This window comes from Aquimarina megaterium XH134, assembly GCF_000520975.1.
Classification (GTDB): Bacteria; Bacteroidota; Bacteroidia; order Flavobacteriales; family Flavobacteriaceae; genus Aquimarina; species Aquimarina megaterium.
The window spans coordinates 27,189-51,284 of record NZ_JACB01000016.1 but is presented as its reverse complement, the minus strand read 5'-3'; the positions used below and the strand labels follow the sequence as shown (position 1 = coordinate 51,284).

Annotated in this window: 15 protein-coding genes; 13 read left to right on the top strand and 2 right to left on the bottom strand. The window is 33.0% G+C overall.

Annotated features, from left to right (window positions below):
- Positions 1-52 precede the first annotated feature (52 nt).
- The 3 genes from hemF to Z053_RS0111865 all read left to right on the top strand — a co-directional run bounded on the left by hemF (position 53) and on the right by Z053_RS0111865 (position 2,319).
- Entirely contained in the window at positions 53-955 is a 903-nt protein-coding gene (hemF, locus tag Z053_RS0111875) for an oxygen-dependent coproporphyrinogen oxidase (RefSeq protein ID WP_025665231.1), read from the top strand.
- Between the two features lie 307 nt (positions 956-1,262).
- Positions 1,263-1,865 (top strand): hypothetical protein, encoded by a 603-nt coding sequence (locus Z053_RS0111870; RefSeq protein WP_025665230.1) that lies wholly within the window; start codon positions 1,263-1,265, stop codon positions 1,863-1,865.
- 46 nt (positions 1,866-1,911) lie between these two features.
- Positions 1,912-2,319 (top strand): hypothetical protein, encoded by a 408-nt coding sequence (locus Z053_RS0111865; protein WP_025665229.1) that lies wholly within the window; start codon positions 1,912-1,914, stop codon positions 2,317-2,319.
- A 6-nt stretch (positions 2,320-2,325) separates the two neighbouring features.
- Here the strand turns inward: Z053_RS0111865 and Z053_RS0111860 are convergent, their stop codons facing one another.
- Entirely contained in the window at positions 2,326-3,678 is a 1,353-nt protein-coding gene (locus tag Z053_RS0111860; RefSeq protein WP_025665228.1) for a sensor histidine kinase, read from the bottom strand.
- Positions 3,678-5,042: a sigma-54-dependent transcriptional regulator gene (locus Z053_RS0111855; RefSeq protein ID WP_025665227.1), complete on the bottom strand. Its 1,365-nt coding sequence runs from the start codon at positions 5,040-5,042 to the stop codon at positions 3,678-3,680. Before Z053_RS0111855 ends, Z053_RS0111860 begins: the two co-directional genes overlap by 1 nt.
- A gap of 273 nt (positions 5,043-5,315) precedes the next feature.
- On the opposite strand from Z053_RS0111855, the gene Z053_RS0111850 reads away from it, so the two are divergent.
- The 10 genes from Z053_RS0111850 to Z053_RS0111805 are packed head-to-tail and all read left to right on the top strand — an operon-like array spanning position 5,316 to position 24,061.
- Positions 5,316-6,620, top strand: coding sequence for a TolC family protein (locus Z053_RS0111850; protein ID WP_025665226.1), 1,305 nt, complete (start codon positions 5,316-5,318; stop codon positions 6,618-6,620).
- Between the two features lies 1 nt (position 6,621).
- On the top strand, positions 6,622-7,872 hold the full coding sequence (locus Z053_RS0111845) for an efflux RND transporter periplasmic adaptor subunit (protein ID WP_025665225.1): 1,251 nt from the start codon (positions 6,622-6,624) through the stop codon (positions 7,870-7,872).
- A 31-nt stretch (positions 7,873-7,903) separates the two neighbouring features.
- Entirely contained in the window at positions 7,904-8,599 is a 696-nt protein-coding gene (locus Z053_RS0111840) for an ABC transporter ATP-binding protein (RefSeq protein WP_025665224.1), read from the top strand.
- 30 nt (positions 8,600-8,629) lie between these two features.
- Entirely contained in the window at positions 8,630-9,379 is a 750-nt protein-coding gene (locus Z053_RS0111835) for a head GIN domain-containing protein (protein ID WP_035095984.1), read from the top strand.
- Positions 9,380-9,420: 41 nt separating this feature from the next.
- Complete coding sequence (locus Z053_RS0111830) at positions 9,421-11,805, top strand: ABC transporter permease (RefSeq protein WP_025665222.1); 2,385 nt, start codon at positions 9,421-9,423, stop codon at positions 11,803-11,805.
- A 60-nt stretch (positions 11,806-11,865) separates the two neighbouring features.
- Positions 11,866-14,268 carry an ABC transporter permease gene (locus Z053_RS0111825; RefSeq protein WP_025665221.1) on the top strand — a complete coding sequence of 801 codons (2,403 nt, stop codon included), beginning with the start codon at positions 11,866-11,868 and terminating at the stop codon, positions 14,266-14,268.
- A 23-nt stretch (positions 14,269-14,291) separates the two neighbouring features.
- Positions 14,292-16,727 (top strand): ABC transporter permease, encoded by a 2,436-nt coding sequence (locus Z053_RS0111820; RefSeq protein WP_025665220.1) that lies wholly within the window; start codon positions 14,292-14,294, stop codon positions 16,725-16,727.
- A 23-nt stretch (positions 16,728-16,750) separates the two neighbouring features.
- A complete protein-coding gene (locus tag Z053_RS0111815; protein WP_025665219.1) occupies positions 16,751-19,180 on the top strand; it encodes an ABC transporter permease in 2,430 nt (809 codons plus the stop codon).
- Between the two features lie 49 nt (positions 19,181-19,229).
- On the top strand, positions 19,230-21,608 hold the full coding sequence (locus Z053_RS0111810) for an ABC transporter permease (protein WP_025665218.1): 2,379 nt from the start codon (positions 19,230-19,232) through the stop codon (positions 21,606-21,608).
- A 23-nt stretch (positions 21,609-21,631) separates the two neighbouring features.
- Positions 21,632-24,061 carry an ABC transporter permease gene (locus tag Z053_RS0111805; RefSeq protein WP_025665217.1) on the top strand — a complete coding sequence of 810 codons (2,430 nt, stop codon included), beginning with the start codon at positions 21,632-21,634 and terminating at the stop codon, positions 24,059-24,061.
- The last annotated feature ends 35 nt before the right edge of the window (positions 24,062-24,096 follow it).

Here is a 24,096-nt window from a genome sequence, read left to right as displayed (position 1 = left end):
AGCTAAATTCAATTGGATTTTTAAGATCTGATAAAAAAATTATATAATTATAATGAAAGATAAGTTTTATCAATACATACAAGACTTACAAGATACCATAACCTCAAAATTGGAAGAAATAGATGGTAAAGCTAAATTCGAGGAAGATCTATGGAAGCGTTCTGAAGGAGGTGGAGGAAGAACCCGTGTGATCGAAAATGGAAATGTATTCGAAAAAGGAGGTGTGAATATTTCTGGAGTTCATGGGGCACTTCCCAAAGCTATGCAAAGCTATTTTAAAGTAGGCGAGGTTGACTTTTTTGCCTGTGGTTTGTCATTAGTACTACATCCCAAAAATCCAATGGTACCAACGGTACATGCTAATTGGCGTTATTTTGAAATGTATGATAAAAACGGAACAATTGTAGATAGCTGGTTTGGAGGAGGACAGGATTTAACACCGTACTATTTGTTTGATGAGGATGCAAGGCATTTTCACAAGGTATGTAAAGATTCTTGTGATAAACATGATCCAGATTTTTATATTACCTACAAAAAGAAATGTGACGAGTATTTCTATAATGCACATCGAGGAGAAGGCCGTGGAGTAGGAGGTTTATTTTTTGATTATTGTAAAGCAAATGATGCGATGTCGATGCCAAACTGGTATGATTTTGTAACCGAAGTAGGGAATAGTTTTTTAGAAGCGTATACTCCAATTGTAGAAAAAAGAAAAGAGCTTCCATATACAGAAACACATAGAGATTGGCAGGAAATTCGACGTGGACGTTATGTAGAATTTAATCTGGTACATGATAAAGGAACTCTATTTGGGCTAAAAACTAATGGAAGAATAGAAAGTATTTTAATGAGTCTTCCTCCTCATGTACAATGGCGATATGATTACCACCCAGAAACGGGTAGTGAAGAAGCGCGATTAGTAGAAGTATTAACAAACCCTGTAGATTGGATATAATACCTTTATAACTTGAGTTTACTGTAGTAAAAGCATTTTTTCTTGATCAATAAGAGAAAGAAGATCTTAATTTTAATGTAGAAAATTTTATTTCCAATTTAGACTATAGAGTATGATAATTGGCCGTTTTATCACATGGTGTAATGCCATATAATACTTACTTAAAACTTAAAATAGAGAGTAAAAACCGGTTAAAGTGTTTAAAAATTCGGCTGAATGACAATTATGTGGTTTTTTTTTATTAACTTGCAAGACAATCATTTAGGGCTTATCTATATAATGTTATATTAATTAACACAAATGCCTTATGAAAAAAATTCTACTATTGCTAATCGTAATCCTTATTGTAGGATGCGAATTTTTACCCAAAGAATCTAAGTTTTCTAAATTTTCGAAAAACACAATCGAATTTAGAAACAATACTATTGTGCTTACCAGTGCCTATTCTAAAACATCTCCCGAAGAATTTAAAAGCAGATTAGATTCATTAGAAAATAAACCAAAATTTAAAAAGGTTGCTTTACATGAATTAAAAAAAATAGAAGATAAAAAAGTAGATTTCGAACTATTCGTAGATGAAAATAATGTAGAAAACTATGTATTTATCTATACTTGTGATTTCTATCAGTTTGATGAGCATAGAGCCGCTAGAGTTGTTGCCGCACTTAATGATCAATTGCAAGATGAATCTAATATTCAGGAAGTAAAATATAAAAGAATTCATGGTCGTTTTTTCTTTACTCCAACATCAAAAGTAGTTAAGCTTAAATATTTAAAAGCTTATAAAAAAGATAGAAAATTCCAGACAGAATATATTGTTGCTTCAAAATCCGGAGGAATTGGATTGTTGATTAGTAACCTGGAGGATATTGATTTTGAAAGTTCTATAAAGCGATTTGCTTCAAAATAAGATAAGGAGATAGTAATATATCTTTTATCTTGCTTCATTTCTAAAGATGATACATAGAATAAAGATAGTTTTTGTTATTATTTTCATTGTGAGTTGTGCTCGTAGTGTAGAGCCAACGGTAGAAAATATTAATAAAATATTTACGTCTAAAGATTTTACTTTTGAGTTTAACAGCCATACTGGCGATAAAAAATCTCTTAGTTTTAGGAATGATTATCTAGTTTATAAAAGCGATAAACCTACATATCGCAGAGAGATAAGTTACGATGAGGTACTTTTGATTAATGACTTTATTCAAAAGATTGTTAATCGTCATTCTAAAATATTAGACCCCGAGACCACCTCACATTATATTATAAAAAACACAGCGTATAAAGTAGTAATCATACCAGATCAGGAAGATTACTACTTTGATGCTTTACTTAAAACATTAAAACTTGATACCGTAAAATAAATAATATTACTCAAAAAGTAATGAAAAAGATGTCTCCTTATTAGGTATAGAATGAACCGTTAGACTACCTCCATGCAGATGCATAATTTGTTTAGAAAGACTTAAGCCTATACCTGTACCTTCGTTTTTTGTGGTATAAAAAGGTATAAATATCTGGCTCATGATATCGGGATGTATGCCCGGACCATTGTCTTTAACTGTTATATATTTTTTTCCTTCAGTAGTAATTCCAACAATAAACATTAGAGTTGCTTTTTCGGTATCTTTTAAAGCTTGAATTGCATTTTTACAAAGGTTTAGCAATATCTGAGTAATTAGCTTTTCGTCTGCATAAATTTCGAGATCTTCTGTATTGTTAAGAATATCAAAAGAAATGACATTAAAATCAATCTCCTGGCTCATCAAAACTTTTACCTTCTCTAATAATTCATCTACTTTAATTATTTTCTTATCGGGTACAGGTACATTTAAGAAGCTACGATACGACTGTACAAAACTCATTAAATCATTTCCCTGATTTTTGATTACTTCTAGTCCTTTTGCAGTATTATGAATTTTATTTTCATCAATTGCTGTAACCGGTATGATCCCGCTTTTATCCTTATAATATCCCAAAATAGATTCTGATATTGAAGTAATGGGAGTAACAGAGTTCATAATTTCGTGAGTCAAAACTCTAATGAGTTTTATCCACGAATCTGTTTCTTTTTCGTCTAATTCGTTATGGATATCTTGTATGGTTATTAATCTTAAAACTTCGTTATTTAATACTATTTCTGAAGATTTAATAGACAACTGTATCGTCTCTCGCTCGTTGGTAAGTTGAAAGAGTTTTCGTTCGAATGGTTTAATATTATTAAATAAGTCATACAATTTTTTATCAACCTGCACTAGCTGTTTTATATGGTTTAGAGGAGTATAATTTAGTAATTTTTCGACTTTAGGATTGTTAAAAAGAATATGCCCTTTATGATTAAAAGTCAAAATACCAATTTCTGCTTGCTTTAGTATTTCTTGGTAATACTGTTCCTGTGTCTGGTTTTTTAAGTGTACTTTTCGAATTACATCATTAAGACTATTAAGGCTCTGATTTAATTCGTTAAATGATTTTGGGCCTCCTTTTTCGGGAAATCGAAGTGTGAAATCTTCATTTTTAATTGAATTAAAAAAGTAGGCAATCTTTCTATTATTATGGTTTAGATATTTGATTAAAAATATCGTTTGTAATGAAAGTAATAATAGAACAAAAAAAGACAAAATATACAATTCTTTAAAAAACGCAAAGGCTAATATCAGTGCAGTTAAGGAAAGCATTACTACTCTTAGGATTAATTTTGTATAGAGATTTTGGCTTACCATTAGTTTTCTGATTTTTTTATTTTGTTATATAAAGTCTGTCTCGAAATACCAAGTTGATTTGCAGCAGCACTATAGTTTCCATTATGTTTGTCAAGTGCTTTGGCAATCATGAGTCGTTCCATTTCATCAAGAGTCTCAGGACCTTTGTCCAAAGAAATCCCCGGGCTGTTACTCAATAAAAAATCTGTTGGTTTCAATACATTTCCTTCACATAAAATTACTGCTCTCTCTATTGTGTGTTGTAACTCTCTTACATTTCCTGGCCAACGATATCCCATTAATTTTTCTTCGGCAGCAGTATTTATTCGAAGCGACGGTTTGCCATATTTTGTCGCGAATTTTTTTAAATAAAAATCTGCAAGTATCAGGATATCATTATCTCGTTCTCGCAATGGAGGTACTTCAATATGAATCGTATTTATTCTATATAATAAATCTTCACGAAAAATACCTTCATCTACCATTTGATTAAGGTTGCAATTAGTGGCACAAACCAGGCGTATGTTTACGGGGATAGGTTTATTAGAACCAACCCTTACAACTGTTCTGTTTTGTATTGCAGATAATAGTTTGGCTTGTGTTTGTAGTGATAAGTTTCCGATTTCATCAAGAAACAAAGAACCGTTGTTTGCTGCTTCAAACTTTCCTGCGCGATCTTCTTTTGCATCTGTAAAAGCTCCTTTGGTATGACCAAAAAGTTCACTTTCAAATAATGTTTCTGATATTGAGCCCATATCTACTCCAATAAAAACTTCGTTTTTTCGGGGAGACATTCTATGTAATTCTCTGGCAATTAGTTCTTTTCCTGTTCCGTTTTCACCTGTGATTAAAACGTTAACATCTGTTTTTGCCACTTTTCTAACTAGGTTTAAGACAGCAGTTAGTGCTTTAGAGTTACCAATAATATAGTTGCTGTCTTGATTGATAACCTGTTTTAGGTGGTTTTCTTTCTGCTTTAGTTCTTGTACTTCTTTTCTGGATTTACGAAGTAGAAAAGCAGACTTTATTGTAGCCAATAGCTTTTCATTATTCCAGGGTTTTAATATAAAATCGGTAGCTCCTTCTTTTAACGCTTTTACAGCAAGATCGACAGCACCATAAGCCGTCATCATAATTACCGAAGTATGAGGAGCTTTTTTCTTTATTTCTCTAAGCCAGAATAAACCTTCATTTCCTGTATTGACACCGGCAGAAAAATTCATATCTAATGCCACAATATCATAATCACTTAGATTGTGTAATGAGGAAATTTGATTGGGATTAGAAATTGTTTTAATGTGTTTGTACTCAAACTGCAATAAAATTTCTAATGCGCTTAAAACACTCTTATTATCATCAATGATTAAAATTTTTCCATCCTGCATTATTTATTATTTAAGTTATCATAGTAAAACTACAAATTTGAGACAGTACTCCTATAGAGGTGTAAAATTATTTGACACTATTTGTATAATAATTTTACATTTTAAAAATTCAATATAAATGTTTTTTGTATTAATACGCTGGTATGGAGTGATTTGTGTTTTTGGCACGGCATTAGGTTATGGTTTGGCATCAAAACGTTATTTAAGTGTTTATAAATGATAAAATCTAAAAACAAAATCTTATATTTTCTCTTGATCTTGATATCAAATACGATGTATTCTCAAGAATCATGGTCATTAGATGACTGTGTAACCTATGCTATAGGTCATAATCTACAGCTCAAGGATTTTAAATACAATCAGGATGCTAACAAGGAAACATATCGGCAATCGGTAAGAAATTTATTGCCAAGTATCAATGCATTTTCAGATTATAATATTCGATATGGAAGATCGGTAGATCCCAATAATAACAATATTGTAAACACTGATTTTTTCTCTAATAATTATAGGTTGAATGCAGAAATTGATTTGTTTAGAGGTTTTCAAAAAATAAACACAATCAAAGCTTCAAAATTTTTGAATAAAGCAGCAAATGAAGAAGTACTGCATCAAAAATATCTACTGGCATTTAGAGTAATGTCTGCTTTTTATGATATTCAGTTTATGGAGGGACTTTTAACCATTTCTAAAGAACAAGAAGAAGTATCCTCTACTAATTATACACTTGTAAAAAGACAAGTAGAACTTGGTCAAAAAGCAAAAGCTGATTTGTACGAAGCAGAATCTGCATTATTAGCCGATCAATTATTGGTTACTCAAAATGAGAATAATGTAGCAGCTGCAAAACTTAAACTTATACAAGAAATGAACTTAGAAGATGTTACTACTATTTCTATTCAATCTTCTCCTATAGAAGCCGATGATAATGTGGATGTTTTTAAAGCAAATAGAGATTCTATTTACAGTAAAGCGACAACTTTTGTTCCTATCATAAAAGCACAAGAGTTAAAAGCAAAAGCAGCCAAAAAGCAATTAGCCATAGCCAGAGGGGGCTTGTACCCCTCTCTGTCTTTTTTTGCAGGTTATCAAACAGGATTTTATGAAACCAATGTTAATGACAATACAGGAAGAGTTATTTCTTTTAAAAATCAGATTAAAGATAATGTCTCAAAATATGTTGGAGTTTCGCTTAACATTCCTATCAGTAATGGATGGTCAAATCGGTCACGTGTAAAACAGCAAAAGGTGGAAATGATGAGAGCAGACAATAATTTTGATATTCAAAAACAAGAACTGTTTAAACTAATACAACAACTTGTTCAGGAAGGAGATGCACTACGTTTTGAATATCAACAGAGTTCGCAAAAAATGAACGCACAGGTATTAACTTTTAAGATAGCTCAAAAGAGATATGAAAAAGGATTGATAAGCGCTATAGAACTCAACCAATCTAAAAACTTATTAGCGAACTCACAAAATGAAAACCTACAGGTACAATTACGTTTAAAAGTAAACGAAAGCACATTGGATTTTTATAATGGATTACCTGTTTTTAATATAAATAGAGCACAATAAAATGGATATAAAAATTGAAAAGAAAAAAGGATTAAGACCTAAACATTATGGATACATTGCTATAGGTATAGTATTGTTTTTTGTAGGTTGGAAAATGGTATTCGGAAACTCGGCAGCTACATTTAGAACAGAAAAAGAAAAATTGTCGATAGCAGAAGTTTCTTTTGGGAAATTTGATGATTATATTACCATTAATGGTGCGGTAGCTCCAATAAGTACAATTTATATGGATGCTTATGAAGGAGGTAGAGTAACAGAAAAGCTTATTGAAGAAGGAGCGATGGTAAAAAAAGGAGATATTATATTAAAGTTAGAAAACAGTGCTCTTTATGAACAGATTTTGGCTAGTGAAAGTAATTTAGCATTAAAACAGAATGACCTACGTTCTACAAAGTTGACTTTTGATTCTAGACAAGTAGAAGGCCAAAAAGACCTGGTAAGCTCAGAATATGAATTACAAAAATTGAAGCGAAATTATGAACAGAGTAAGGCTTTGTTTGATGATGAATTGATTTCTCGGGAAGAATATCTAATTTCAAAAGAAAACTATGAGCTATCCAAAAAACGATATGAAATAATTAAAATTCAAACAGAACAAGATAAATCTCTTCGAGCTACTTCTTTATCAGGGTTAGATACCGATCTGGAGCGTATGCAAAAAACACTTTCTATGGTATATGAACGTTTGGATCATCTAAATGTAAGAGCTCCTGCCGATGGTCAATTAGGGTTTTTAGATGCAGAAATAGGTCAAAATATAAGACAGGGACAACGTATAGGGCAGATAAATGTATTAACAGATTATAAAATAGAAGCAACAATAGACGAGCATTATATAGATAGAGTAAAAAGAGATTTAACCGCAGTGTTAGATCGTAATGGTAAAGAATATCAACTTCGTCTTCGTAAAGTATATCCCGAGGTACGCAACGGGAAATTTAAAGTAGACCTGGTCTTTGCAGATCAAAAACCCGAGACTATACGAACTGGACAGAGCTATAATATAAAACTGCAACTAGGAGCATCAAATGATGCACTTTTACTACCTCGAGGAAGTTTTTTCCAGAGTACCGGAGGGCAATGGATTTTTGTTGTGGATGCTTCGGGCGAAGTAGCATGGAAAAGAGCCATACGTATAGGGAAACAAAACTCGAGATATTATGAATTACTCGAAGGACTAGAAGCAGGAGAAAAAGTAATTACTTCAAACTATGATAGTTTTGGAGACGCCGAAAAAATAATTTTAAAATAAATAGCATTTAGAAAATAAAATCAATCAAAAAATGATACAGATAGAGAACATAAAAAAGAGTTTTAGAACCGAGGAAGTCGAAACTCTGGCATTAAATAATGTAAATCTAAAAGTTGAAGCAGGAGAATTTGTAGCCATAATGGGACCATCAGGTTGCGGGAAATCTACTTTACTTAACATCATTGGTATGTTGGATAACCCTAATGAAGGGTATTATCACTTTAATGGTGAGGAAGTAGGTGGATTGAAAGAAAATCAACGTACCAAAATTAGAAAAGGAAACCTTGGATTTGTATTTCAGAGCTTTAATTTGATTGATGAACTTACCGTTTTTGAAAACGTAGAGCTCCCTTTGATTTATCTTAACATGAAAAAGAGCGAACGAGAGCAAAAAGTAAAACAGGTACTAGAGCGAATGAAAATTGCGCATCGCGAAAAACATTTCCCTCAGCAATTATCAGGAGGGCAGCAGCAACGAGTTGCTATAGCCAGAGCCGTAGTAACTAATGCCAAGCTTATTCTGGCCGATGAACCTACAGGAAATCTTGATTCTAAAAATGGTATCGAGGTTATGAATTTGCTTACCGAACTTAATCAGGAAGGAACTACCATTGTTATGGTAACGCACTCAGACAGAGATTCGCATTATGCGCATAGAGTTATTAATCTGTTTGATGGACAAATTGTAACCGAAAGCCAAAACAAACCTTTTAAGGTTAATGGGTAACTCATTAAATAAACCATTAAAACCAAAGTCATGATAAAATATTTATACCACATAGCAATCGCAATATTACTTTTTTGTATCAATCTATGCCAGGCTCAATCAGAAGCAATAGCTGTACAACATTTTGATAAAGTAATTATAAGTCCGCATATCCAGGTGACTTTTATTGAAGGTGAAAAAGAAAGTGTTATGATCGAAAACACACGGGTACCACAGGAAAAAATTAATATCGAGGTAGCTGGAAATACACTTCGTATGTATTTGGATGGAGCCAAAACAACAACCAAAACAGTGAAAACAAACGAAAATGGTTGGGAAAGAAAGAAACCTATCTATAAGGGAACCATGGTAACTGCTGTCATAACATATACCCAACTCAGAGAACTTTCAATAAGAGGAGAAGAAATAATTGAATGTAAAAGCCCAATAAAAAGAGATGACTTCAGATTAAAAATCTATGGAGAATCTAAAATGACGATGAATTCATTAAAAGTAAACTCATTACGTGTTTCTATTTACGGAGAAAGTTACCTGGAAATTAAAGAAGGTAGTGTAAACGATCAAAAATATACAGTGTATGGAGAAGGAAAAGTGAACACTTTAGGGATGATTAACGAAAATACTAAGATCACAGCATATGGCGAAAGTAATTTTAGAGTAAGAGTCTCAGATCATTTAAAAGTTACTGCATACGGAGAGGCAACTGTGGCTTATAATGGGAACCCTTCTATAAATAAAGGAATAATTTTAGGTGAAGCAACTATTCATAAAATAAATTAAACATCAGATCAATCAAAACCTGACATCAGAAAACAACAGTTATGTTAAAGAATTATTTAAAAATTGCTTGGAGAAACCTTAAAAAGCGAAAAATCTTTGCTAGTATCAATATTTTGGGATTATCCCTTGGTTTTAGCTGTGTTATTTTGATTTTTCTATTTGTAAATTATCATTTGCAGTTTGATAATTTTCACAAAAATTCAGATCGAATTTACAGAATAGTAACTGAAGAACATCGAGATGATGTTGATTATGAATCAAGTGTACCACCAGGATTTGCAAAGGGTTTTAAAGCCGATTATGACTATGCTGATAAAGTTGCAAATATTTATACCAGAGAAGATTGGCAGATTAACGGTACAGCTAATAAAAAATCATTACGGTTTCGAGAAAATGTTGTTTTCGCAGAACCTGATTTTTTTGAGATTTTAAATTTTCCATTACTTGAAAAACTCGGAGATCAGACCTTGAATCAACCAAATACAGCATACATTACAGAAAGCTTTTCAAAAAAAATGTTTGGCGATGAAAATGCACTGGGAAAAACATTAGTAGTAAAAAATAAAGAAACTATTCAGGTCATAGGTATACTTAAAAATTTACCAAAAAATACGGTGATTCAGGGAGAAATATTCCTCTCGTATAAAACACTAAAACACTATGATAATTTTATTTATAGTGAATCCTGGGGAGGAATTAGTGGTAGCCTGATGTGTTTTGCTTTACTTCATCCAAACCAGAATATAGCCCAGATCGAAAAAAGCTTAATTCAACTGGTCACAAAACATCGCCCAACAAGCAAAAATGTACATCGCTATAAGCTTCAATCACTAGATAATATTCATTTTGATAATAGATATGGAGGTGTTAATGTAAGTCTACTCTGGACTTTTGCATTAATAGGATTTTTTATTATTACAATAGCATGTATTAACTTTATTAATATTTCTGCAGCTCAGGCATTTACTCGTTCTAAGGAAATAGGAATTAGAAAAGTACTAGGAAGTTTTAAGCAACATCTTTTTTGGCAATTCATTTCAGAAACATTTATTATCAGTCTGTTTGCGCTCATAGTTAGCTTAGCGATTGCGATAGCAGTGTTACCATCTTTTAATGAGCTTTTTATGCTTAACCTTTCTATAACATCATTACTCGATATTAAGGTTATTGGTTTTGTGTTAGTACTACTGATTTTTGTCTCTCTTTTTGCAGGAAGCTACCCAGGTATTTTACTGGCACGTATTCTACCAACATTAGCACTTAAAGGAAAACTGACTCAAAAAGATACTGGAGGTAAACTGACTCGTAAAGTTTTGGTAACCATGCAATTTTCGATTTCTATAGTATTAATTGTGTCAACTATTATTATAGGAAAGCAGATTAGCTACGCCATCAATGCAGATTTAGGTTTTGATAAAGACGCTATTGTTATGGTAGATATCCCAGAAAAGATAGAAACTATCAAATTAGAAGGTTTGATGGAACGTATTGGAAAAATCTCTGGGGTTAAAGGTAGCACTGCGTGTTTAACAAGCCCGGGAGGAACAGATAGTAATTGGACTACAGGTATTCGATACAACAACAGAGCAGAGTATGAAGAATTTTATATTTCTGCAAAACTGGCTGATGAAAATTATATAAACACTTTTGGCCTTAAATTGGTAAGAGGTCGCAATTTTTATGTTCATGATTCTATTACCGAGGTAGTAGTAAATGAAATGGTTGCGCAAAAATTAGGTCTTGCGTCATCAGAAGAACTTATCGGTAAACAGGTCGAACTTAATGGAGGAAATATTAAAGCTACGATAGTTGGAGTGCTAGCGAATTTTCATGATCAAAACTTTCATAAAGATATTAGTCCAGTTTTTATAGCTCCCCAATCAAATGCTTTTAACGAAATAGCAATTAAAATTGACAGCCAAAATACAGATGTATTATTGGCCGAGATAGAACAGCGTTGGAAAGAAATATTTCCTAAATATATATATGAATTTAGTTTTTTGGATGAGCATGTAGCTCGGCAATATGAAAATGAACAACGCTTTTTACTAATGTCAAAATTATTTTCAGGATTAGCTATCTTTATTAGTTGCCTGGGACTTTATGGGTTGATTTCTTTTTTTGTAGCTCAAAGAAGGAAAGAAATTGGAATTAGAAAAGTCCTTGGAGGTAAAGTTGGAGACATTTTATTATTGTTCACACAGGACTTCTTAAAACTAATTTTTATTGCAGGCATAGTAGCATCGCCGCTTGCTTGGTATGTTATGAATAATTGGCTTGAAAATTATAAATATAGAATAACAATTGATTGGTGGGTTTTTGCACTGGCCATAGGAGCAATTGCTACAATTACTATGGTTACTATTAGCTATCAAGCCATAAAAGCTGCTACTGTTAACCCTATAAAAAGTTTACGAATAGAATAAACAATTAATAACCTGTTTGGTTTTTTGTACCCGACAGTTTTTGAAAATAGATGATATATTATGTTAAAGAATTATTTAAAAATTGCTTGGAGAAACCTATTAAAAAACAAGGGATATTCTGCTATAAATATTGGAGGTCTCGCTATAGGAATGACTTGCTTTTTGCTTATAACGTTGTTTATAAGGAACGAACTTTCCTATGATAGCTATCATGAAAATGCAGATAATATATATAGAGTAGTTCACCATAGTAGTAAAGATAATATAGAAGATAGATGGATATGGGGGAATGCACCAGTTGGGCCAGCATTAAAAAATGATTTTTCAGAAGTTGTTGAAAAAGTTCAGTTTTCAGGAAGGTCTGATGTTTTATTAAATTATAACGAACGTTCTTTTCAAGAAGCTAACTGTTTTTATGTAGATCCAACAGTATTTGATGTATTTAGTTGGCCTTTAGTTTCAGGAAACCCAAAGACAGCTTTAAAGGCACCACATTCTATAGTGTTAACCGAAAGTATAGCAAAAAAATACTTTGGTAATGAGGATCCGATGGGTAAAAGCATTAATGGCTTTGGTGGTAGAGCTAGTGATGGTATCTACACAGTTACTGGTATAATGAAAGATGTGCCTTCCAATTCACATTTTTCTTTTGATATACTCATGTCTATGAGTTCTTTTCATCAAACTAGACCCGATGTTTTTGATGCTTGGGGATATGTAGATTTTTACACCTATTTTTTGGTAGCTGATAATTTTGATCAAGCAGCGTTTCAAGCCAAGATACCTGGCTTTTTGAAAAAAAACAGACCTTCTGAACAAGCCGAATATTACTATAACATTTCATTCGAACCCTTAAAAGATACATATTTAAATTCTGAAGCTGCTCGTCAACCAGGGATAACAGGTAATTTATCAAATATTTACATTTTTGTGATTATTGGATTTTTCATACTTATAATTGCTTGTATTAATTTTATGAACCTAGCTACAGCCCGTTCGCTAGAACGCGCAAAAGAAGTTGGAGTAAGAAAAGTAATAGGAGCAGATAAAAAAAGCTTGATTTATCAGTTTTTAGGAGAGTCATTGCTTATGGTTTTTTTATCTGCAATAATTGGTTTGGTATTGGTTATTATATGTCTTCCATGGATGAATACTATAACAGGAAAGCAATTTTTAGTCAACGATATTTTTAATGGTATTACACTTTCACTGTATTTTGGAACGGCATTGGTTACAGGAATATTAGCAGGAAGTTACCCCGCTTTTATATTATCTAATTTTAAACCATCAAGTGTACTTAAAGGGGTTTTTAGAACTTCAAAAAAAGGAGTTAACCTAAGAAAAGGGCTTGTAGTATTTCAATTTAGCCTTTCTATTGCTTTAATAGCTAGTACCGTAATAGTATATTCTCAATTGGATTATATGCTAAATAAGAATCTGGGTTTTGATAGAGAGCAACAGTTGGTTATTGATTTCAATTGGGATGGTCAAGTACGTGATAACATAGAAACCATTAAAAGTGAATTTTTAAATCATCCAGATATTAGTTCAGTTTCAGCTTCAAGAACAGTCCCTGGAGGTCATTTCCCAGCAGCAGGAACCGATATAGAAACAAAAGAGGGTCCAATGAAATCTTTTAGCCCTTTTTTATATGAAGTTGATGTTGATTTTATACCTCATTATGATATTGAAGTAGTTGCCGGTAGAGCTTATTCTAGAGACTTCGCAACAGATACTGTTTCTTCTATGATTATTAATGAAGCAGCAGCTAAAAGTTTTGGATATGCAGATCCATTAGAAATTATAGGAAAACGTTTTGAACAATGGGGTAAAGAAGGTACAATCATAGGGGTAGTAAAAGATTTTAATTATTTATCCTTACACCAAGAAGTAGCCCCCTTAGCATTACGATTAGAACCCGGTAGTAGTAGGTATTTTTCTTTACAAATAAAATCTCAAAATCTTCAGGCAACTATTAAAGATATAGAAGATAAATGGTCTGCCTTAGTTCCTCATCGTCCGTTCTTATATAGTTTTTTAGATGACTCTTTTAATGCACAGTATGAAGCTGATTTTAAGTTTAAGAAACTATTTACCATATTTTCATTTCTAGCTATTCTAATAGCTTGTTTAGGATTATTAGGCTTAGCCATTTATAGTGCTATGCAAAGAACTAAAGAAATAGGCGTTCGAAAAGTATTAGGTGCAGAAGTTACAAGTATAGTAACGCTTTTATCTAAAGACTTTATAAAATTGGTAGGTATTGCAATTGTTATTGCTACACCTTTTTCCTGGTATGCGATGAATAAATGGCTTAATGTGTATGCTTATAGAGTTGAAGTAAATTGGTGGGTTTTTGCCTTAGCAGGATTTCTGGCTTTAACAATAGCATTACTAACAGTTAGTTTTCACGCTATTAAAGCAGCTAGAACAAACCCAATCAAAAGCTTGAGAACAGAATAAATCATCATCAAAAAACGACAGTTATGCTAAAAAATCATTTAAAAATAGCCTGGAGAAGTCTTAAAAAGCAACCCTTTTTTACTTTCCTAAATACATTTGGTCTTGCTATTGGTATGGTAGGAGGACTATTGATTTCATTGTATATCTACGATGAATTGAGTTTTGATAAAATGTTTGCAGATGCTGATCGTATCTATAGGATAAATGTAGATGTAAAATTTGGAGGAAATGCCGAAGAATATGCCGAAGTATCGGCTCCTATGGCCGAAGCCATGAAAAGAGATTATCCACAGATAGAACTGGCCACACGATTTAGGAATCTGGGGAGTGTGTTTATCAGAAAAAGTGATACCGAGTTAAATATAAAAGAAGTAGGAGCTACTTATGTAGATACCACTTTTTTCGAAATGTTCGGCCTTGATTTGTTGATAGGAAATCCGAAGACAGCTCTAAAAGAACCTAATACTTTGATCCTAACCAAAACTGCTGCAGAAAAACATTTTGGGATGAACCAGGCTTTGGGACAAAATATGATATTAGATAATAGCAATACATATACAGTGGTGGGTGTGATAGATGATATGCCAGAGAACTCTTTCATTAGAAACCATACTATTTTTATTGCGATGGCCGGAAATGAAGATGCTGCCTCTACCGAATGGGGAAACCATAATTATCCAACTTTTATTAAGTTGAAACCGGGCGCAGATATCAAAGATTTTGATACTTTTTTAGAATCTGCATTAAGAGACTATGTAATTCCCGGAGTACAAAAATATGCGCCAGGGATAACAGAAGAGCAATTTTTGGCTTCAGGAAATTATCTTAATTTTAGCACCATAGCCTTAACAGATATTCATCTACATTCTGGTAGATATCCAGAATTAAGTGCTAATGGCGATATTCAAAACGTTTATATTCTTTCTTTTATCGCATTATTTTTGATTATTCTGGCAAGTGTTAATTTCATGAATCTATCTACTGCTCATTCCCTTAAGAGAGCAAAAGAGGTAGGAGTTCGTAAAACATTAGGTTCTAATAAATCAGAGCTTATCAGACAGTTTTTGGTAGAATCTGGAGTGATTTCTTTTATGTCATTAGTATTAGCCATTACAATGGCTTCAATTTCGGTTCCTTTTTTTAATGAGCTTTCAGGAAAAGAGATTTCTATACCATTTGCCAACCCATTTTTCTGGATGATTTTGTTGGCTTCAGTAATAATATTAAGCCTTTTTTCAGGGAGTTATCCAGCATTCTTTATGTCAAAATTTAAACCTATCCAGGCATTAAAAGGTATAACCGAAAATGGTATAGGAGGAGGAAAAATCAGAAATTCTCTGGTTGTTTTTCAGTTTGCCATTTCTGTGTTTTTGATTATAAGTACTCTGGTTGTTTTTCAACAATTACAATTTATCCAAAATAAGGATTTAGGATTTACAAAAGATCAGGTTTTAATTATAGATGATGTATATGCTGCGGAAAACAAAATAGCTTCTTTTAAAGAAGAAGTACAGCAATTAAGTCAGGTAAAAAGCACATCGGTAAGTGGTTTTTTACCAACACCTTCATTTCGAAGCAATAGTACATTTTATAGAGAAGGGCTCAAAGATGATCATGAAAAAGCAATCAATATGAATGATTGGAATGTTGATTTTGATTATGTATCAACTCTAAACTTAGAAATTATTGCAGGACGAGACTTTAATCGACAATTTAGTACAGATTCTACAGCTATAATTCTTAATGAATCGGCCGTAGCTGTTTTAGGAGTTACACCAGAAGAAGCACTTGGGATGCGATTATCATCGGATTATGAAGAAGATGAAGTTATATTTAGAACCGTAGTAGGAGTAGTTAAGGATTTTCATTATGAATCTTTAAGAAGGGATATTGATGCGTTGAGCCTTTCGCTGAATAATAGTCCTGGATCAATGGCAGTAAAACTTAATGCAGGAGATTTCTCTAATACCATAGCGCAAATTGAAACTATCTGGAACAAAATATCTCCAGGTCAGCCTTTTGATTATTATTTCATGGATGAATCTTTCAATACGACCTATCAGGCAGAACAACGATTGGGTAGGATCTTTATCATATTTACCATTCTATCCATCCTAATTGCTTGCCTTGGGCTATTTGGTCTGGCTGCATTTAATGCAGAAAAACGAACCAAAGAGATTGGGGTTAGAAAAGTGATGGGGGCTAGTGTAAGTCAGATTACGTATAGACTTACTATTGATTTTCTTAAACTTGTTGGAATAGCAATATTGGTATCACTACCGTTAGGATGGTTTGCTATGAGTAAGTGGCTAGAAGATTTTTCATACCGAATAGAGATTAGTGGGTGGGTATTAGTCATGGCGGCTTTTCTCGCTGTTGGGATTTCGATATTGACTGTAAGCTATCAAAGCATTAAAGCAGCAATTGCAAATCCAGTAAAAAGCTTGCGTACAGAATAAATCATCATCAAAAAACGATAGTTATGCTAAAAAATCACTTAAAAATAGCCTGGAGAAGTCTTACAAAAAATAAACTTCAGACAAGTATAAACCTACTAGGCCTTACTGTAGGTACCGTTTGCTGTCTAAGTATCATAGTATATGTATTTGCTCAATTGGGTTATGATACACATCATGAAAATGCCGAATCTCTTTATAGAATAAGAACTGTAATTACGGGTAATGGTAATGGTGGTGCAGATTTTAATGCAGCTACAAGTTCTCCTCCTATAGCTTTTGCTTTAAAGGAAGATTTTCCAGAAGTACAAGAAGCTTGTCGTATTGTATATTTTGGTGAAGGTAATGATGCGTTATTGCGAGTTCAGGATAGTAAAGAAAGCTATTATGAATCTCGTGGGTATTTGGCAGATCCAACGTTTTTTAATCTATTCAGTTATTCTTTTAAAGAAGGTAACGCTACTGGTGCACTGGTAAATCCTAATACTGTTGTCCTTTCTGCTACATTAGCTAAAAAATTATTTGGTGCTGAGCAAGCGTTACACAAAAATTTGGTTTTAGGCAGTGGTGAGGATGAATCAATTTTGACCATTACAGGGGTTTTTGAAGATAACATCACAAAATCTCATCTTAATCCAAATTATATTTTAAGTATGAATTCTCCTGGGTTGGGAGAGTTTGTAAGAAATGAACAAAACTTTGCAACTCAGAATTTTGTGCATAGTTATGTAAAATTGTTGCCTGGGTCTAATGAGAAGCAACTGCAAGCAAAATTACCTGCATTTTTGCAAAATCGTGGAGCACAAAATTTGGCAGCGGTAGGCTTTGATAAAGCGTTATTATTACAAAAAGTTAAAGACATTCACCTTTACTCTAAGGGAATTTCTAATCAGATTGATACCGTCTCGAATATTCAATATTTATACTTACTACTTATTCTTGCTCTATTTATCCAGATAGTAGCATGTATTAACTTTATTAATCTAAGTACGGCACGGGCAAATAAACGTGCCAAAGAAATTGGAGTAAGAAAAGCGGTAGGTGCAAATAGAGGATCCTTAATACGTCAATTTTTAGGAGAATCAATAGTACTATCTCTATTTGCTTTAGTGATAAGTATTCCTATAACAGCCTTAGTATTACCTTTTGTTAATATACTTACCAAGGGAAACATACACTACACTGCTTTGTTTGATTTGAAAATTTTAATGCCTTTACTGGCATTAAGCATATTTAGTGGGTTATTTGCCGGAGCATATCCAGCTTTGATTCTATCGGCCATTAAACCAGTTAAGGTACTTAAAGGAACCATTAATGTATCAACAGGTAGCGGGAACTTCCGTAAGGCATTAGTTGTCTTTCAATTTATTGTATCAATTGCCTTGATAGCTGCAGTAATAATAGTGAATAAGCAAGTAGAGTATTCACAAACTAAAGATATGGGGTTTGACAAAGAAAACCTTATTGCAATTCGTTTAGGAACTGATGAGGCGATAGGAAAATTTGATGCACTGCGATCTCAAATATCAACAGTATCAGGAGTTACCGATGTTGCGGGGAGTAATCACTATCCATCAGAATATATAATGAACGATTTGGGATTGCACCTTCCAGGAGAAAATCCTGCAAATCAAACATTGGTTAAATACAATGGCGTTAGTGATAATTATTTTAAAACCGTAGGAACACCTCTGCTTGTTGGTCGTGATTTACGGGCTAATGATAGTACTCAGGTTATCGTTAATAAAGCTACTATTGATGCATTTGATATCGATATCGATAACGCATTAACTTCTAAATTGATACAAACATATGAAGGAGAAACTTCTGTGTTTGAAATTGTAGGGGTTGTAGCCGATTATCATTTTGCCTCGTTAAAAGAATCAATAGCTCCGATCTTACTTTTCAATGATAGTGAACCAGGATGGCTTATCGTTAAAACAGAAACTACAGATTTTAAAACCTTGTTAGCTAATCTAGATCGTAGCTGGACATCGATAAATCCTAGTACACCCTTTGTGTACACCTTTGTTGATAAGGAAGTCGGAAAATTATTTGTTGAAGAAAAACGACTAAGTCAAATATCAATTGTATTTACCTGTTTGGCTATTTTAATCAGTTGTTTAGGTTTATTTGGACTGATTTCCTTTATGGCAGAGCAGAAGAAAAAAGAAATAGGAATTCGAAAAGTATTAGGTGCGAGCGTAGGGAATGTGATTAATATGCTTACTAAAGATTTTGTACAACTGGTACTTATAGCATTACTCATAGCTACTCCTCTTGCATATTATTATATGGAAGACTGGTTACAAGGTTTTGCATATAGAATTTCGATTAGCTGGTGGATTTTTGCCTTAGCAGGTGCTATTACTATGGGTATTACAATATTAACTGTCTGTGTACAGGCATTTAAAGCAGCAACTGCCAATCCGGTAAAAAGCTTGCGAACAGAATAAATCATCATCTAGTGCTAAAGGTGCTAATCAATATCAAAAAACAACAGTTATGTTTAAAAACTATATCAAAATCGCTTGGCGAAACCTAAAAAGAAACAAAGGGTATTCGGTGGTAAATATTGGTGGACTCACCATAGGTTTATCGGCGGTGATTTTTATGCTTTTTTATATAAATCATGAGAATAGTTATGATGTATTTCATACCGATTATGATAGACTTTTTAGAATAGAAAGAACATATGTAAGTAGTATTCAAAGTGATATTTGGGATAGTACACCTTATATATTATCAGATGAATTGCAAAGCTCTATTCCTGAAATTACTAATGCTACCAGTATAAGAATTACTGCTAACTACCTGGGCGTTAATGATGCAATGTATCATGAAAAGAATGGATTGTTTGCAGATAATGAATTTTTAAAACTATTTACTTTAAAATTTGTAGAAGGTGACCAGAACAGCTCTTTAGAAAACCCAATGAGCATAGTACTTTCAGAATCATTAGCCAAAAAACTCTCCCCAGAAAGTAATATTATCGGAAAAACAATACGTATCGATAAAAAACATGACTGTGTAGTTACTGGTGTATTTGCTGATTATCCCGATAATTCTCATTTAAAGATTGATTACCTACTATCTTTTAGCTCATATGAAACCATTACAAGAAATACACTCGATGCGGGGTGGGGTGCAAATAATGCATCTACTTATGTTCAGCTAAGGAATAATGCAGAAATCGGCAAGGTATCGGAAAAAATAAGAGGGTTTTTAACAAATCATCTTAAGCTGGAAGATGGAATTCAAGAACTACTTAGTCTTAGACCTATTAGAGATATTTATATGAAAACGTCTAAGGTAAGAGGAGGAGGAGGAAATAGGAGTGAGATTACTACACTGTATCTTTTTCTTGCAGTTGTAATTTTTACTGCTTTAATCAGCTTGTTAAATTATATAAATTCATCCACTGCCCAGGTTATGAAGAGAGAATTAGAAATAGGAATCAAAAAGGTTATGGGCAGTACAAAGAGCCATTTAAGATATCAGTTTATTACCGAGTCATTGGTTATGGTATCTATTTCTTTTATTATTGCTATAGGTTTGGTGCTATTGTTTCTTCCACTGTTTAATAAGATTGTCGGAAAGAATTTATCTATTGTTTTTAGTCAGGATTGGCCATTTTTTGTATATGCTATGCTTGGCTCACTTCTGGCAGGTATTTTGGCTGGTTTATATCCTGTTTTCTTTCTTACATCCTTAAAGATTTCTTCTTTTCTTCAAGGTAATTCGTCTATTAAACGCCGTGCTGGTTTAAGAAAAGCTCTGGTTGTTTTTCAATTAGTATTAGTGATACCACTGGTATTTATTTCAATACTTATTATAGAGCAGTTTAAATATATAGAACAACGATATATTGGATTTGTAAAAGAAGATTTATTAGTATCATTTATAGATGTTACCAATAAAGAAGACAGAGAGGTACTTAAAACAATAGGAGAACGATTATTACAAGACCCTAATATTCTTAATTATTCTATATCAGATTCGGGTCCATTTGGTGGCGGAAGGCAACAAAGTATGGATTGGGAGGATAATGAAACTAATGAAAAGGCTGTGATTAGGTCACACAGTGTGGATTACAATTTCTTGAAAACCTACCAAATGAAGCTAATAGAAGGAAGAGATTTTTCTGAAGATTATGCTACAGATATCCAAAGTGCATGTATCATAAACCAAACTGCATTAGAATTGTTTGGCTGGAATAATGCCCTGGGTAAGAAAATCGATAATGGTCGTTTAAAAGTGATTGGTGTAGTAAAAGATTTTAATGATTATACTGCATTCAAGAAAATTCCACCTATGATTCTTTTTATGGATCAAGGCTCGGGTAGTTCGTATGTAACCATAAAAGTAGCTTCAAATAAAAGGGCAGAAGCCCAAACATTGGTCAATACACTTTTTAACAATAATTTTCCAGAAAACCCCATTGAGTTCAGCTTTTTGGATGACAATCTTGACAGCAGTTATTTGAACTCATTAAAAGGTACAATCAATATTTTCATTTTTTTCTCGGTGTTAGCTATACTATTGGCAGTACTTGGGTTATATAGTCTGGTATCCTTTTCGTTAAAAACTCAACAAAAAATGATAGCAATACGAAAAGTACTGGGAGCCAATGCGAAAAGTATTTTTCTAATACTACTTAGAGAGTACATGATATTATTCTGTATTGCCGCAACATTAGGGCTTATTACGGTTTATTTCATAGCAAATAAAATAATACATGTTTTTGTATATCATGAAGGTGTCAAATTCGTCTATCTAATTATGGCAGGATTACTAGCCTTATTTGTAGTGCTTTTTTCGGTGAGCAGCAAAATAGTTTCTGCTGTATTACAGAATCCCATAAAAAGCTTACGAAAAGAATAAATCATCATTTAAAAACAACAGTTATGTTAAAAAATCATTTAAAAATAGCCTGGAGAAGTATCTTAAAAGACAAGATGTTTACGTTCATCAAAATAGGAGGTTTTGCTGTTGGGATAATGGCGTGTGTATTGATCGCACTTTTTATCAAAGATGAATTGAGCTATGACAAGCATTATGTTTCTGAAAAACAAATTTTCAGGGTGTATACAGAAGTAATACATAAGGGTGAACTTATTAAATGGACCCATTATCCTGCACCTTTTGCTAAAGCACTAAAAAAGGACTTTCCTGAAATAGAAAAGTCAGGGAGGTTTCTTACAAGCGAACTTTTTGGTACCGGAAACAAAGAGCTTCGAATAGAAGGAGAAACAGAAAACATTTTTGAAAATGGATTTATTTTTGCCGATCAGGAGTTATTAGAAATCTTAGAAATACCACTTGCACAAGGAAGTACCAAGAGTGTTTTATCCCAACCAGGAACTATAGTAATCTCTCAAGCAAAAGCTGATAAATATTTCCCTAACGGAGATGCTATTGGCAAAACATTGATTTTAGATAATAATACAGAGAAACCTTATAAAATCACTGGTGTAATGAAAGATTCACCAGAAAACACCCATTTTAAGTACAACTTTCTGATGACAATGGTGGGCAGGGATTTTTATCCTTATGAAAAACATAATTGGGGTGCGCAGAATTATCACACTTATGTTTTGGTGAATGATAATACCAATATACAAGAATTAGAACAAAAAATGTTCTCTATTGTTGAAGATTATATGATTCCTACAGCTAGAGAATCTAACAGGTTTGATAAAATTGATTTTCTAAAAAGCTATCAATTCAAGCTACAACCTGTGAGCGATATCCACCTAAAATCAACAGATATTAGTGATGGGCTAAAACATGGTGATATTCGTTTTGTATGGTTGTTTGGTGCCATTGCAATATTTATTCTGCTATTGGCATGTATTAACTTTATCAACCTATCTACAGCCAAATCAGCAAATCGTGCTAAAGAAGTAGGGCTGCGAAAAACGGTAGGAGCTTTTAGGAGAAATTTAATTTCTCAGTTCATCACCGAGTCAGTCTTGTTTAGTATCATTTCATTTGTTTTGGGAGTATTACTGGCATGGGTATTACTGCCGTATTTTAATACGATTGCCTCAAAAACTTTGATTGTACCATGGGGTCAATGGTGGTTTTTATCCGTATTACTGTTTTCGGCATTATGCATTGGGATTTTGGCCGGATTATATCCTGCTTTTTACCTCTCTGCTTTTAGACCAGTAAATGTATTGAAAGGAAGTTTAAGTACAGGTAGTAAAAGTGGTAAACTAAGAAGTAGCCTGGTTATTTTTCAATTTACTACATCCATTGTTCTTATCATCGGCACATTAATCATATACCAACAGATGAATTATATTATGAACAAAAAACTGGGTTATGATAAAGAACAAGTTCTGGTTATTCAAGGCACAGAAAGTTTGGAAAATAAGACACAAAACTTTAAGGATCAACTCTTAAAATTACCCGAAGTAAAACAAGTTTCTGTTAGTGATTATTTACCTATCGAAGGAACCAAAAGAAACGGAAATACTTTTAAAGAAAAAGGGAAAGAAAATGATGGTATAGCTGTTCCTGCACAAAGATGGGAAGTAGATCACGACTACATTAATACCTTGGGTATACGTATAAAAAAAGGACGAGATTTTTCAAGAGAATTAGCTTCAGACTCTACCGACGCTATGGTCATTAATGAGGTCATGGCTAAGAGTTTTGGTTTTGAGAATCCTTTAGGAAAAAAAATAACTAATGGAAGACACTCCTGGACCATAATTGGTGTGGTAGAAGATTTTCATTTCGAAACCTTAAAAAATGACATTGAGCCATTGGCAATGGCAGTAAATAATAGTCCAGGGATGATTTCTGTACGTTTAAGAACAGATCATATAAATGAAGTATTAAAATCAATTGCTACAATTTGGGATACAAATGTTCCTAACCAATCCTTTAGATACAGTTTTCTAAATCAGGATTTTTCTAAAATGCACGAAGATGTACAACGTATGGGCAAAATCTTTGTCAGCTTTGCTTTGTTTGCAATCCTTGTGGCATGCCTTGGTTTATTTGCTCTTTCTGCCTTTATGGTAGAGCAACGTAAAAAGGAGATTAGTATCCGCCTGGTTTTGGGAGCCCCTTTTAAGAGTATATATAAGTTATTGACATTAGATTTTTTAAAACTGATTATAATTTCAATAGGTATTGCCATTCCTATTGGTTGGTATTTGATGAGCCGATGGCTAGAAGATTTTGCATATCGTATTAACATGGGTTGGGGAATATTTTTGATAGCAGGAACTCTGGCAATAGTAGTAGCTATTTTAACCATAAGCTACCAATCTATCGGAGCAGTATTTATTAAACCTTTAAAAAGTTTACGAACAGAATAATAAAAACATCACAGACCTCACAGGTTTTTAAAACC